We start from the raw sequence: 12,623 nt of genomic DNA, 5'->3' as shown, positions 1-12,623 counted from the left end.
ATGGACGACGCGGCGCGCCGCGGTCGTATTGCATCGCGCGCGCCGACGAACCATAGCTCGTGCTTTGCGTTCCGCGTCATTACGTGGCAAAATCCGCAGCGCCGTCCGCCTTGAGACGGATCAAGGATTGCTGCGTCTTGATCGAACAAGCGATGTATTTCGCGCTCGGCTTCCTCGTCGCCGGGCTTTTCGCCTTGATGTTCCTCCCCGCTTTCTGGCGGCGCGCGCTTCGTCTTTCGATGCGACGGCTGCAGATGCTTGCGCCGATGTCGATGGAGGAAGTCGTCGCCGAGCGCGATCTGCTGCGCGCCGAGTTCGCCGTGCGCGAGCGGCGGCTCGAACAAGCGATGGAGGCGACGCAAGCCACGCGGGCGCACGATCTCGCGACGGTCGGCCGCCATGTCGCGCGGATCGCCGAACTTGAAACGCAGCTCAATCGCGCCGAAGCCGACAATCGCGACATGAACATGCGCGCCAATGAGGCGGAGAAGGTTTTGGGCGAGCGCACCGAGCTTCTGAAGGCCACCGAGAGAGCGCTGCATGAAATGACCGACCGCGCCGAAGGCCGCGTCGCGCAGCTGCGCCTGATTCGAACCGAGACGGCGGCGCAGGACGAAGGCGCCGGGGCGCAGCTGGACGGTTTCGTCGCCGCCTATGAGTCGCGCGTCGCGGCGCTGCATCAGCACAATAGCGAGATGCAGCGCGAACTGCAGGTCTTGCGCGACGAGCACGCGCGCGCCGCGCAGTCGGGCGCGCGGGCCACGGAGCTTGAAGATCTGCTGACGCGCATGTCGGGCGAACTTGCCGCGACCCGCACGCTGGGCGAGACGCTCGCCGCTGAACTCGACGCGGCGCGGGCGCAGCTCAAAGCCGCCGAAGAACGCCAAAAGAGCGACGGCGACCAATTGGAAGGGGCGCTGCGCGTGGCGCGCGCCGAAGCGAACGACGCCGCCGGAAAGCTCGAATCGGCGCGCGCCGACAACGCCATGCTGCAAGGCGCCGTCGAGGCGCTGCGCGCGGAGCGGGCCAATCTGCGCCGCGCCGTCAACGGGTCCAAGGGTTTGTCCGTTGTTCCCGTCGCGGCGAGCGACGCCGAAATCGCCGCCCTGCGCGAAGCGATCATCGATTTTGGCGACCGCGTCGTCGCGCAGGAGCTCGAGGCGCCGGCGACGCGCGCCTAAAGCGCGCCTTCCACACCCGATCGCCTGGCGCCTTCCCCTTCCCGAAGGCCTCGGCACGAATACGAAATCGTCATTTCGTCGACGGCGCTGTTGACCCGCGGCGCGCGCTTTGGAACAAGTTGCGCCTTCGTCACGCTTACGCGAGGCCGCTTGTGTTCTTCGTCGCCCTTTGCCTGGATAAGCCCGATCACGTCGAGCTGCGCATGTCGACCCGCGCCGCGCATCTCGCCTTCCTCGACAAGCACGCCGCGCGCGTGAAGCTCGGCGGCCCTTTTCTGGACGGCGAGACGCCGGTCGGCTCCCTGCTCATTCTCGACTGCGAGAATGAGGCGGCGGCGCGCGCGCTGCTCAGCGAAGACCCTTACGCCGCGGCCGGCCTCTTCGCCTCGGTGGAGCTGAAACCCTGGAAACGCGTGGTGGGAGCGCAGCTCTAGTGGCGCATTGGCTGTTAAAAAGCGAGCCGTCGAGCTGGTCCTGGGATCAGCAGGTCGAGGCCGGCGCCAAGGGCACGTTCTGGAACAGCGTGCGCAACCACTCGGCCAAACTCAATCTGATGGCGATGAAGAAGGGCGAAAAGGGCTTCTTCTATCATTCGAACGAGGACAAGGCGGTGGTCGGCATCGTCGAGATCATCAAGACCTATTATCCCGACCACACCGACGAGAGCGGCAAATTCGGCATGGTCGATGTGAAGGCCGTGAAGGCTTTGAAAAAGCCGGTGACGCTTGCCGAGATCAAAGCCGAACCGCGCCTCAAGGACATGGTCCTCGTCAACAATTCGCGCCTCTCCGTGCAGCCGGTGAGCGACGAAGAGTGGCGCGTCGTGCTGGAGATGGCGGGAGAGAAGGCGTAATCACCCGCCGTTCTGCGCCGCCTTGTCATGGGCGAGCGTCGGCGCGTCCGACATGCCGTGGTTGATCTTGTCGAGGATCTTCGGCAGTTCGTCGGCCTCCGGATTGAGGTCGCGCGCATGGTTCCACTGGAAATGCGCTTCGAGCTTACGGCCGACGCGCCAATAGGCGTCGCCGAGATGGTCGTTGATCACTGGGTCTGACGGCTTCAGATCGATCGCCTTCTCCAATTCGCGCACGGCGTCGTCATAGCGCCCGAGGCGGTAATAGGCCCAGCCGAGGCTGTCGACGACATAGCCGTCGCGCTGCCGCAGATCGACGGCGCGGCGCAGCATCTTGAAGGCTTCGTCGAGGTTAGAGCCCTTGTCGACCCACGAATAGCCGAGATAGTTCAACACCAGCGGCTGGTCGGGGTTGAGATCCAGCGCCTTCTTGAGATCGGCTTCCGCCGCCGGCCAATCCTTGCGCCGTTCATTGGCGATGCCGCGATAATAGTAGAGCAGCCACAGACTCTTGTCCGCCTTGGACCGCAGATCGAGCACGCGCGTATAGGTCACGGCGGCGTCGGCGAAGGCCTTGCGCGAGCGCTGAAGATTGCCGAGCGCCGTCAACGCCTCCTGATTCTTGGGGTTAGCGGCGACGATCGCGGAGAGATTTTCGCTGGCCTCTTTGGTTTTGCCGAGCGTCTCCAGCAGAAGCGCCGCCTGCACGTCGGCGTTGACGCGCAGCGGACTGTCTTTCGGCACGCTTTGATAAAGATCGATGGCGGCCTCTTCCTGCTTCATGCGCTCATAGACGTCGCCGAGCGTGACGATGGCGAGAGCGTTCTCCGGCGCAAGATGCAGCGCGAGGCGCAGATAGATGAGCGAGGCGAGTTCGTCGCCCTGGCGGCCGCCGACGGCGCCCAGCCCGTAAAGCACTTCACCCGCGCCTTCGTCGGCGTTGCGCACGAAGGCCGGCAGCGGCTTGCCCTCCTCGAGCGCGGCGAGGCCAGCGACGACAATCGGGTGACTGGGCGCGACCTCGTCGAAGGCGAGGTAGAGTTGCTTCGCCTCGTCGCGCCGTCCGTGCGTCGCGAGAAAGCGCGCATAGGCGTCGACAAGCCGCAGCGTGTTCTTCTCGGCGGTATAGGCGGACTTGAAGCGCTTTTCAGCCTCCGCCTTGTCGCCGCCGAGATCGGCGATCAGGCCCGCATGATAGTCGCGAAACACCACGAAGGCGTCATCGGTGAGCGTATCGAGCGTTGCGAGGGCGCGACGCGTGTCCTTGGCGCCGGCGTAACTCCATGCGGAGAGCAGCGTCGAGGTGATGTCGCGGCGCCGATCCCCGCCGCCCTTTGCGAGTTCGGCGCGCGCGGCGGCGTATTTGCGAGTCTTGATCAGATCGACCCCGCGGGCGAGATGCGCGAGCCCGTTCGTGCGGTCATGCGCGATCACGCGGCCGGTCAGCGAGAGGGCCTCCGACATATTGCCGTTGGCGAGCGCCGCGACGAAGGCGCGGTCGGCGAGATCGGTGTTCTTGGGATCGTCGCGCAAGGCCTCGCGGAAGAAGGTCGAGGCGGCGAGCGTGTCGCGCTGCGCGCCGGCGACGATCGCGGCGAGATAATTGCCCGACAGGCTGGAGCCGACCTCGAAAGGCCGGGCGACGATGATATTTTCCCGCGCCGCGAGGCTGCTGTCGCAGGAGAGCCCGAAGGCGCCGGATCCCGCAAGCAAGATGCACGATAGGCGCGCCAGAGCGCGTCTCGCGCGGCTGGCCGGAGACGCAAACAGAAGAGCTGAATTGGGCACTGGCGCTTCCCTAAAAGGCGACGATCGCGCGCAAAGGCCGCCCCACGCGGAACAGCGGCCTAAAAGTCCAAGGTCGCGCCTAAAGATGGCCCTTTTGGGCCGATGACGCAAGGCGGAAGAAATCCCGGCAGGGCTTCTCCCATTTGCGGAGAAGCCCAAAGGAAAGCTCAAGCCTGTCGGATCGCGGCGACGATTTTTTGCGCCGCGTCGTCGAGATCGTCGGCGGGAATGACGTTCAGGCCCGACTCATTGATGATCTTCTTGCCAAGATCGACATTGGTGCCCTCGAGCCGCACGACCAGCGGCACTTTCAGGCCCACTTCCTTCACGGCCGCGATCACGCCTTCGGCGATGGTGTCGCAGCGCATGATGCCGCCGAAAATATTGACGAGAATGCCCTTCACGTTCGGATCGGCGGTGATGATCTTGAACGCGGCCGTGACCTTCTCGGTCGTGGCGCCGCCGCCGACGTCGAGGAAGTTCGCCGGAAACTCGCCGTAGAGCTTGATGATGTCCATCGTCGCCATGGCGAGGCCGGCGCCATTGACCATGCAGCCGATATTGCCCGGGAGCGAGATGTAGGCGAGGTCGTATTTCGACGCCTCGATCTCCTTCTCGTCCTCCTCGCTCTTGTCGCGCAGCTCGACCATGTCCGGATGGCGGTAGAGCGCATTGTTCTCAAAACTGACCTTGGCGTCGAGGCAGCGCAGCTTGCCGTCCTTGGTGACGATCAGCGGATTGATCTCCAGGAGCTCCATGTCCTTGGCCACAAAGGCGGCGTAGAGCTTTTCGGTAAGCGCGCCCGCCTGCTTGGCGAGATCGCCGGTGAGGCCGAGCGCCGCGGCGACCTGGCGGCCGTGATGCGGCATTAGCCCCGTCGCCGGATCGACCGAGAAGGTCACGATCTTCTCGGGCGTGTCATGCGCCACCTTCTCGATGTCCATGCCGCCTTCGGTCGAGACCACATAGGCGATGCGCGACGTCGCGCGGTCGATCAGCATCGACAGGTAGAATTCCTTGTCAATCGCGGCGCCGTCTTCGATATAGAGGCGATTGACCTGCTTGCCGGCCTCGCCGGTCTGCTGCGTGACGAGCGTCGCGCCCAGCATCTCTTTGGCGAAGGCTTCCGCCTCGTCGATGGACTTGGCGATGCGCACGCCGCCCTTGTCGCCCGCAGATGCTTCCTTGAACTTGCCCTTGCCGCGCCCTCCGGCGTGGATCTGCGCCTTCACCACATAGACCGGACCGGGGAGCTTTTCGGCCGCCGCGCGCGAATCTTCGGCGCGCAGCACGGCGAAGCCTTCAGCGACGGGCGCGCCGAACTCGCGCAGAACGGCCTTGGCCTGATATTCGTGGATGTTCATGGGCTATGTCTCCCTGGCGCAATGGCGCGCCGGCGCGGCGAAAAATCGCGCTCAATGGGCATAGGCGGAGCCGTTTCGTCAAGGCGGCGCCGGGTCGCGGCGACGCGCGCATTCCGACAACGCGCCGCTTGGAACAATTCTGAGCGCCGGCGGTTCAATGACACGGAGCTCCCCTCTCCCCTCTTCGACTGCGCTCGGCCAACCTGGCCGGGCGCTTTTTCTTGAGCCGAGGCGTTTGGCGATTGGCGTGAGGGCTTCCCTCCCTTGCCTGGGATCAATCCCTATGATCGAGTGCGAAAGCTCAGCCTCATGCACTCTCGTGATGACCAGCATCGATAATCCATTCGGCGCACGCGCCCAAAAATACTGGGATCGTCGCTACGATCTGTTTTCGAAATGGGATGAGGGCGTCGAAACCGATGAGGTGGGGCTGTTCTCCGTCAAGCCGGAGCGCTTTGCTCTGGAGATCGGCAATCTCCTGAACGGCGCCGTCGTGTTAGACGCCTTTTGCGGCATCGGCGGCTCGGCGATCGGATTCGCCAGATGCGGCAAGCGCGTCATCGCCGTCGACGTCGATCGCGACAGGCTGTCCATGGCGAAGCATAACGCCGAGATCTATGGCGTCTCAGCGCGCATCGAATTCATTCATGACGACGTGATGGAAGTCTATCCCAAGCTCTCATTCGATGCGCTGAATATCGACCCGCCCTGGGGCGGACCGGACTACTTCACGAAAACGCACTTCGGCTGGCAGGATTTTTTACCGAATCCGCTGCCTCTTATTCGCAAGGCGATCCATTCGGGGATTGCCGTCGCCGTCGGACTGCCGGCGAATTTTTCACCTGACGAACTGCGCGAACTGCCGCCAGAAACCGTTTTACGGGAGTCCCGGGACGCCACGCGCGTTCTGTTCCGGACGGCTTATTATCCGCCGGTGGAGTGAGCGCGGCTTGGCCGAAGCGAAATTTGAAATACGAGCTACCGCACATAGGCGGCTTCGCCAATGCTTATCTGTTGGCGCTCCCTAGGGGACTCGAACCCCTGTTTTCGCCGTGAGAGGGCGACGTCCTAGACCGCTAGACGAAGGGAGCGGGAAGGAGCGTTCTATAGACCGCCGCCGCCCGCCGGGCAAGCTGTCGCGCAACGATCAGCCTCAACCGCCCGCCGAAGTTTTGCGGCCGAGCAGCGTGCGCGTCGCGACGCGCTTCGCCTCGCCCTCGGCGGCGAGATAGAGCGCGCCCTTACCGCCCTTGGCGCCGCGCACCGCCTCATTGATGCGATCGATCGAAGAGGGTTTGGGCGGCGCGCCCGCGATCTCCACGCGTTCGGCGGCGGACTTCGCCGCCTGCGCCGGCTTCGCGGCGCGATAATCATCGATCGCGGTCAGTTCGCCGGCGATGACGGCGCCCTTTTCCAGCTCGATCTCGCCATAGGTGATCTTGCCCTCGACGCGTCCGGTGGCGCGCACGACGAGCAGCTGCTTGATCTCGATATGATCGGAGATCCAGCCGCTGACGTCGGCTTCCGTGGCGCTGACCTTGCCGCGGATGACGCCGCCCTGCCCCACCTGAATGACGCGCGCGGAGACGTCGCCCTCGATCGCGCCGTCGACGATGATGAGATCCGAGGCGGAGATCTCGCCCTTGAGCGTCACGCCGGCGCCGATATAGGCGACATTCTCTTCCTCGGGCCGAAAGTCCATCGCGTTCTTCGCCATCGCCAAGCTCCTCGGTCGTTCAAATGCGCGGAAAAGCTTACGTTGAGCGCGTCTCAACATTCAACGGAAAAAGCGCCAAAGGCGGCTCAAGGCGGCTTAACCCGGCTTGTCCGTCGTCTCCGACAGCGGATGCAGATCGCGCACCATCGCCCGCATGCGCTCGTCGAGCACATGCGTATAGATCTGCGTCGTCGAGATGTCCGCATGGCCGAGCAGTTCCTGCACCACGCGCAGATCGGCGCCGTTCTGCAGCAGATGGCTCGCAAAGGCGTGGCGCAGCGCATGCGGATGCATCGCGGCGGCCGGCAGGCCGGCGGCGCTCGCCAGCGCCTTGAGATCACGCGCGAAGGCCTGGCGGGTCAGGTGACCGCTGTCGCTGTCGGCGGGGAACAGAAAGCTCGAGCCGGCGCGCTCTAGCGCCATCTCCTCAAGCAGCTTGCGGTAGGAAAGAAGCGCGCGGCGCGCCCGATCGGTCAGCGGCGCCAGGCGCTCGCGCCCGCCCTTGCCGCGAATGGCGATGAAAGGATCGCGCGAATGCGCGGCGGTTTTTGGCAGCGAGACAAGTTCGGAGACGCGCAGGCCGGTGGCGTACAGCGTTTCGAGCAGCGCATAGAGCCGCGTCGCCCGCAGCCGCTCGCCGGCAGGCCGCGTTTCGTCATCGAGTCCTTCACTCGCGATCGTGAGCAGCCGATCGATCTCCGCGGTGGAGAATACGCCGGGCGCGCTGCGCCGCATCCGCGGTCCGTCGAGCGCCGAGGCAGGGTCGTCGGCGCGATGGCGGTCGACGTAGAGAAATTTGTGGAACTGGCGAATCGCCGAAATGCGCCGCGCCACCGTCGCCGCCGACATGCCGCGCGGCTCCAATGAGGCGAGATAGGCGCGAATGTCTTCCGTCGTCGCGGCGCCGGGATCGCGGCCATTCGCGGTAAGATGCGCGATGTAATCGGAAAGATCGCGCCGATAGGCGTCCTGCGTGTTGCGCGCCGCGCCACGCTCCGCGGCCAGCATGTCGAGAAAGGCGTCGAGCTGGCGCGCTGCGCCGGCTTTCATGCGCTTAACTCCCCAGCGTCATTCCGCACAGGCGTCACGAATGACAGCCTTCACTTGTTCAACCGCTGCGCCGGGATCGTATAGGTCATCTGGCGCGGTTGCGGCGTCACATAAGCGACGAGGGCGACCATGACGCCATAGGCGATCGCGACGATGGCGCCGACGACGATCAGAAAGCGGATGAGACTCGGCAAGGATTCGACTCAGCCCCCATAAACCCGAAGACTCTCTTCGCCCGAACGCGCGTCGATTGCAACCCGCGCGATGGTCGGCGCGCATGCGCTTGAAATGTTCGGCGCGGGACGCCGCCGATCGCGTTCAAAAGGCGCGCGACGCCAAGCCTTAGAAATGCGTTTCGGGGTCTTCGTCCTCGGGGCGAATTTCGTGGCGCATGATCAGCGGCGCCTGCGACAGCGCGAAGACGAGCGTCAGCGGCAATATGCCGAAGACCTTGAAATTCACCCAGTCGTCGGTCGTCAGAATGCGGCGCAGGACTTCATTGAGCCCGGCAAGCGCGAAAAAGAACAGGCCCCAGCGTATAGTGAGCTTGCGCCAGCCCGCGTCGTCAATGTGGATCGCCATGTCGAAGACGATCGGCAGCAGCAGCTTGCCGAAATAGAGCGCGCCGATGAGGCCGGCGCCAAACAGCGTGTAAAGGATCGTCACCTTCAGCTTGATGAAGGTTTCGTCATGCAGAAAATAGGTGAGCGAGCCGAAAACCAGCACCAGCACGGCGGTGACGACGGGCATCGCCGGCAGATGTCGGGTGATCGCCCATGAGACGGCGAGCGTAACGACAACGCCGGCCATCAGCACGCCGGTCGCGGCGAAAATGCCGTATTTGGAATTGATGACGAAGAACAGCAGCAGCGGTCCCAGTTCCAGTGCGAGCTTCAGCCAGGGATTGAGCTTTCTTTTTGCCGCGATGGCCGTTTCCTGCGTCATCTCTCTTAGCTTTCCGCCTCTGACGTTTCTTCAAGCCCTGCAATCGCCCGTGCGAAGTCGCGCGCCGCAAACGGCTCCAGATCGTCGGCGCTTTCGCCCACGCCGATAAAGTGGATCGGCAAGCCGTAAGTCTCGGCGATTGCGACCAGAATGCCGCCTCGCGCGGTGCCGTCGAGCTTGGTCATCACGAGGCCCGTGACGCCGGCGACCCGCTCGAAAACATCCACCTGCTGCAGCGCGTTCTGTCCGACGGTGGCGTCGAGCACGAGCAGCACCGCATGCGGCGCCTCGGCGTCGGCTTTTTTCATCACGCGAACGATTTTTTCAAGCTCGGCCATCAACTCGGCGCGATTTTGCAGTCGGCCGGCCGTGTCCATGAGCAAAATGTCGGCGCCCTGCTCTTTCGCGCGCTTGATCGCGTCGAAGGCGAGCGCCGCCGCATCGGCGCCTTCCGCGCCCGATACGACTTCGGCGCCAAGCCGCGCGCCCCAGACCTCGAGCTGCTGGACCGCCGCGGCGCGGAAGGTGTCGCCCGCCGCAAGCAAGATCGTTTTGCCCTCGCCGGTCCATTTCGCGGTGAGCTTGGCGATGGTCGTCGTCTTGCCCGAGCCGTTGACGCCGACGACGAGAATGATGAAGGGCTTCTTGGCGTCGTCGACGACGAGTTCCTCGGCGACCGGCGCCAGCACGCGCTCGACTTCGCGCGCAAGGATTTCGCGCACTTCCTCGGGCTCGATGTCGCGCTCGTAGCGCGCCTTGCCGACCGCCTCGGTGATGCGCGTCGCGGCGCCCACGCCAAGATCGGCCCGCAGCAGCACGTCTTCGAGCTCCTCGAGCGTCAGCGCGTCGAGCTTGCGCTTGGTGAAAACGTCGGCGACGCCCTGGGTGATCGCCTGCGAGGTGCGCGAGAGGCCGCCGGACAGGCGCGACCACCAGGAGCGCTTTTCCTCCTCAGGCGCCTCTTGCTCAGGCGCCGGCTGGGGCGCCGCTTCGGGCGCGGGCTCGCTCTGGCCGCCGCCAAACAGGCGGGAGAACATGCCGCGCTTTTTACCTTCGGTGTCCTGGCTCATTCACGGGATGGACTACACGAGTTGCGCCGAAAGGGCCAGCGGTCGAAGTCCCTTGCCGCGCGCGTGGCGCCAATGCAAGAGACGCTCCCAAAAATGGCGGCGCTCGCCATGGCGCCGGAACATCCCATGAAACGCCGGGTTGTTCTCCCGTCTAACGGTTCGACGGGAGGCGCGCAATGCAAGCCAGGACGCGACAGCTCTTCGCCGGCGCATTCGCCTTGACGCTGATCACCGCCACGGCGGGCTCGGCCTTTGCTCAGTCCCCGGGATATCATCCAGGCCAGCCCGGCTGGTATGGAAGGGCCCGGCCGCCCGCCTACGCGGGAGATTGTAAATTCCCCTATCCGCCGGGTTACCGCCACGATCTGAAAGACTGGCGCACCGGCTTCACCGATCGCGATTTTTCCTGCTACAGGCTCGATAATGACTAAGCAGCCACGGCTCGAAATCGCTGGCTAAAAAGCTCTCCCCGTCTGCAGCCGCAGCAGCGCGCTGACAAGCGCGTCGATGTCCGCGCATGTGTTGTAGAAGGCCAGCGACGGGCGCACGGTGGCTTCGAGGCCGAAGCGGCGCAGAATCGGTTGCGCGCAGTGATGACCGGCGCGAACGGCGATCCCCTCGCGATCGAGCGCTTTGCCGACCTCTTGCGAATCGTGTCCATCGAGCGTGAAGGAGAGCACCGAGGCTTTCTCCGGCGCCGTGCCGATGAGGGTCAGACCCGGAACGGTCGTCATCTTTTCGGTCGCATAGACGAGAAGATCGTGCTCGTAACGGGCGATCACCTCCATGCCGATGGCTTCGACATAGTCGAGCGCCGCGCCGAGCCCCACGGCGTCGGCGATATTGCCCGTGCCGGCCTCGAAGCGCTCCGGCGGGCCTTGGTAGATCGTCTTTTCGAACGTGACGTCGGCGATCATATTGCCGCCGCCCTGCCACGGATCGAGATGTTCGAGCACGGCGTCCTTGCCGTAAACGACGCCAATGCCGGTCGGGCCGAACACCTTATGGCCGGAGAAGACGAAGAAGTCGCAGCCGATCGACTGGACGTCGACAGGCATATGCGAAACCGATTGCGCGCCATCGACGAGCACGCAGGCGCCGTAACGATGCGCGATCGCCGTGATCTCCTGGACGGGCGTAACCGTGCCGAGCGCGTTCGAGACCTGCGAGACCGCGACGATCCGCGTCTTCGGGCCCAGGAGCTTCTCATACTCTTGGAGAATGAGCGCGCCGCGGTCGTCGACGGGCGCGACGCGCAGCTTCGCGCCCTTCTCGGAACACAGCATTTGCCACGGCACGATATTGGCGTGATGTTCAAGGTGTGAGACGACGATCTCGTCGCCCTCACGCACATTGCGCCGGCCCCAGCTCTGCGCGACGAGATTGACGCCCTCCGTCGCGCCGCGCACGAAGATAATATCCTTGACGTTGGGCGCCTTCAAAAAGCGGCGGACTTTCTCGCGCGCTTCCTCATAGGCGTCGGTCGCGCGCGCCGCGAGCGTATGCGCGGCGCGATGGATGTTGGAATTTTCATATTCATAGAAATGCGCCAGCCGGTCGATCACCGATTGCGGCTTTTGCGTCGTCGCGGCGTTGTCGAGCCAGATAAGCTGACGTCCGTTGACGCTCTGGTTGAGGATGGGGAAGTCGCGCTTGACGCGATAGGGATCGAAGAGATGCCGCGTGGCGACGGTTTTCTCGGGTTGGCGTCCCTGCCGAGGCGCCGCGTAGACGCCATCGCCGCCATAGGGCGCCGCGCCAGGGGTCGCGCCGGGGGGCGCGCCATGGATCTCGCGACCGCCGGCGCCCGGCGAGTGTGGCGCGCTATGCGCATAATCGGACGCGCCGCCGCCTTGCGCGAATTCGCCGGGATGCAGCGGATAGGCTCCCTGCGTCGCGCCGCCTTGCGAGTGACGCGAGACGATTTCGTCGCCACGCATCGCTCCGCTCGTCTGCTGCGGCGAGAAGGGGTCGGGATGGCCATAGCCCGCGCCGGTTGACGGCGCGCGCGTTTCATAGCGTAAGGGCTCTCCGCGTCCAGGCGTCAGCGCGGTTGTAAGAAAATAATAGTCGCTTGCCGGTCGTGCGACCGCGTCAGTCTCGACGAGCGAGAACTCCTGCGCAAGGCGGCGCGTCGGCTCGCTGTAATCCAATTCGCCGGGGACCGATGATGTCGCGCCGCCGAGCGAAGCGCCGGGCTGCGGAATATCTGCGAGCCCCAACGGCCGCGTCGAGGAATGCAAGGTCTGCGGCGCCGAGGGCGCCGGGACATTCGGAGTCGGGACAACGGAAGGGATCGTCGTCGGCGGAAAGTCCATGGGACCGAAAGGCGCGCGCGCAGGCGCATGCGGCGCGATGCTCGTCACGACCGATGGCGCCGGAATATCGGTCAGACTGGGCGTCACGGCGGGGAAGAACGGCAACGCGCCGGCAAGGGCCGGCGCGCCGGATTGCTGCGTCACGGCGCCGGTCGCCGGTAGCGTCGCATGGGGCAGCGCGCCAAAGAAGGCGTTGGCCATGTGCGCGATGATCTGCGCGTCGGGCGCGGCGGCGTCATGATGCGTGAACGCCTCCTTAGACGGCAGGCCATCGATGGGGAAGTCGATTAATTGCGGCGTCTGCGGCGCAGTCGGCATATGTGCACACCTCAGCAGG

General features: G+C 64.7%; 13 protein-coding genes and 1 tRNA gene. 5 read left to right on the top strand and 9 right to left on the bottom strand.

All coding sequences use genetic code 11. The annotated features are described in order from the left end of the window. Window positions 1-137 precede the first annotated feature (137 nt). From A3OO_RS0107675 to A3OO_RS0107665, 3 genes are all read left to right on the top strand, one after another. Window positions 138-1,181, top strand: a complete 1,044-nt coding sequence (locus A3OO_RS0107675; protein WP_245257128.1) for a coiled-coil domain-containing protein — start codon at window positions 138-140, stop codon at window positions 1,179-1,181. Between the two features lie 152 nt (window positions 1,182-1,333). After that, entirely contained in the window at window positions 1,334-1,615 is a 282-nt protein-coding gene (locus tag A3OO_RS0107670) for a YciI family protein (RefSeq protein ID WP_026222783.1), read from the top strand. Then, window positions 1,615-2,034: an EVE domain-containing protein gene (locus A3OO_RS0107665; RefSeq protein WP_018407250.1), complete on the top strand. Its 420-nt coding sequence runs from the start codon at window positions 1,615-1,617 to the stop codon at window positions 2,032-2,034. Before A3OO_RS0107670 ends, A3OO_RS0107665 begins: the two co-directional genes overlap by 1 nt. Here the strand turns inward: A3OO_RS0107665 and A3OO_RS0107660 are convergent, their stop codons facing one another. Both A3OO_RS0107660 and sucC read right to left on the bottom strand, forming a co-directional pair. Then, on the bottom strand, window positions 2,035-3,747 hold the full coding sequence (locus A3OO_RS0107660; protein ID WP_018407249.1) for a tetratricopeptide repeat protein: 1,713 nt from the start codon (window positions 3,745-3,747) through the stop codon (window positions 2,035-2,037). Window positions 3,748-3,989: 242 nt separating this feature from the next. Further along, entirely contained in the window at window positions 3,990-5,186 is a 1,197-nt protein-coding gene (gene sucC, locus A3OO_RS0107655; protein ID WP_018407248.1) for an ADP-forming succinate--CoA ligase subunit beta, read from the bottom strand. A 322-nt stretch (window positions 5,187-5,508) separates the two neighbouring features. Here sucC and A3OO_RS0107645 point away from each other — a divergent pair, with 322 nt between their 5' ends. Further along, window positions 5,509-6,129: a methyltransferase domain-containing protein gene (locus A3OO_RS0107645; RefSeq protein ID WP_018407246.1), complete on the top strand. Its 621-nt coding sequence runs from the start codon at window positions 5,509-5,511 to the stop codon at window positions 6,127-6,129. 72 nt (window positions 6,130-6,201) lie between these two features. Here the strand turns inward: A3OO_RS0107645 and A3OO_RS0107640 are convergent. From A3OO_RS0107640 to ftsY, 6 genes are all read right to left on the bottom strand, one after another. Then, window positions 6,202-6,277, bottom strand: a tRNA-Glu gene (locus tag A3OO_RS0107640). A 62-nt stretch (window positions 6,278-6,339) separates the two neighbouring features. After that, window positions 6,340-6,903: a bactofilin family protein gene (locus A3OO_RS0107635; protein ID WP_018407245.1), complete on the bottom strand. Its 564-nt coding sequence runs from the start codon at window positions 6,901-6,903 to the stop codon at window positions 6,340-6,342. 96 nt (window positions 6,904-6,999) lie between these two features. Next, window positions 7,000-7,953 carry a tyrosine recombinase gene (locus tag A3OO_RS0107630; protein WP_018407244.1) on the bottom strand — a complete coding sequence of 318 codons (954 nt, stop codon included), beginning with the start codon at window positions 7,951-7,953 and terminating at the stop codon, window positions 7,000-7,002. A 50-nt stretch (window positions 7,954-8,003) separates the two neighbouring features. Then, the gene (locus A3OO_RS0107625; protein WP_018407243.1) at window positions 8,004-8,147 is read right to left on the bottom strand and encodes a hypothetical protein; all 144 of its coding nucleotides are present in this window, start codon (window positions 8,145-8,147) and stop codon (window positions 8,004-8,006) included. Window positions 8,148-8,295: 148 nt separating this feature from the next. Continuing rightward, window positions 8,296-8,898 carry a septation protein A gene (locus A3OO_RS0107615; RefSeq protein WP_018407241.1) on the bottom strand — a complete coding sequence of 201 codons (603 nt, stop codon included), beginning with the start codon at window positions 8,896-8,898 and terminating at the stop codon, window positions 8,296-8,298. A gap of 5 nt (window positions 8,899-8,903) precedes the next feature. Further along, window positions 8,904-9,968 (bottom strand): signal recognition particle-docking protein FtsY, encoded by a 1,065-nt coding sequence (ftsY, locus tag A3OO_RS0107610; RefSeq protein WP_018407240.1) that lies wholly within the window; start codon window positions 9,966-9,968, stop codon window positions 8,904-8,906. 176 nt (window positions 9,969-10,144) lie between these two features. Between ftsY and A3OO_RS0107600 the strand changes: the two genes are divergently transcribed. Next, window positions 10,145-10,399, top strand: a complete 255-nt coding sequence (locus tag A3OO_RS0107600; protein ID WP_018407238.1) for a hypothetical protein — start codon at window positions 10,145-10,147, stop codon at window positions 10,397-10,399. Window positions 10,400-10,423: 24 nt separating this feature from the next. On the opposite strand, the gene A3OO_RS0107595 is transcribed toward A3OO_RS0107600, so the two are convergent. Beyond that, window positions 10,424-12,604, bottom strand: coding sequence for a family 2A encapsulin nanocompartment cargo protein cysteine desulfurase (locus A3OO_RS0107595; protein ID WP_018407237.1), 2,181 nt, complete (start codon window positions 12,602-12,604; stop codon window positions 10,424-10,426). Window positions 12,605-12,623 lie beyond the last annotated feature (19 nt).

Origin of the sequence: Methylocystis rosea SV97 (genome assembly GCF_000372845.1) — a bacterium.
In the GTDB taxonomy this organism is placed as follows: Bacteria; Pseudomonadota; Alphaproteobacteria; order Rhizobiales; family Beijerinckiaceae; genus Methylocystis; species Methylocystis rosea.
The sequence above is the reverse complement of the archived record's forward strand: the minus strand, read 5'-3'. Positions and strand labels throughout refer to the sequence as shown.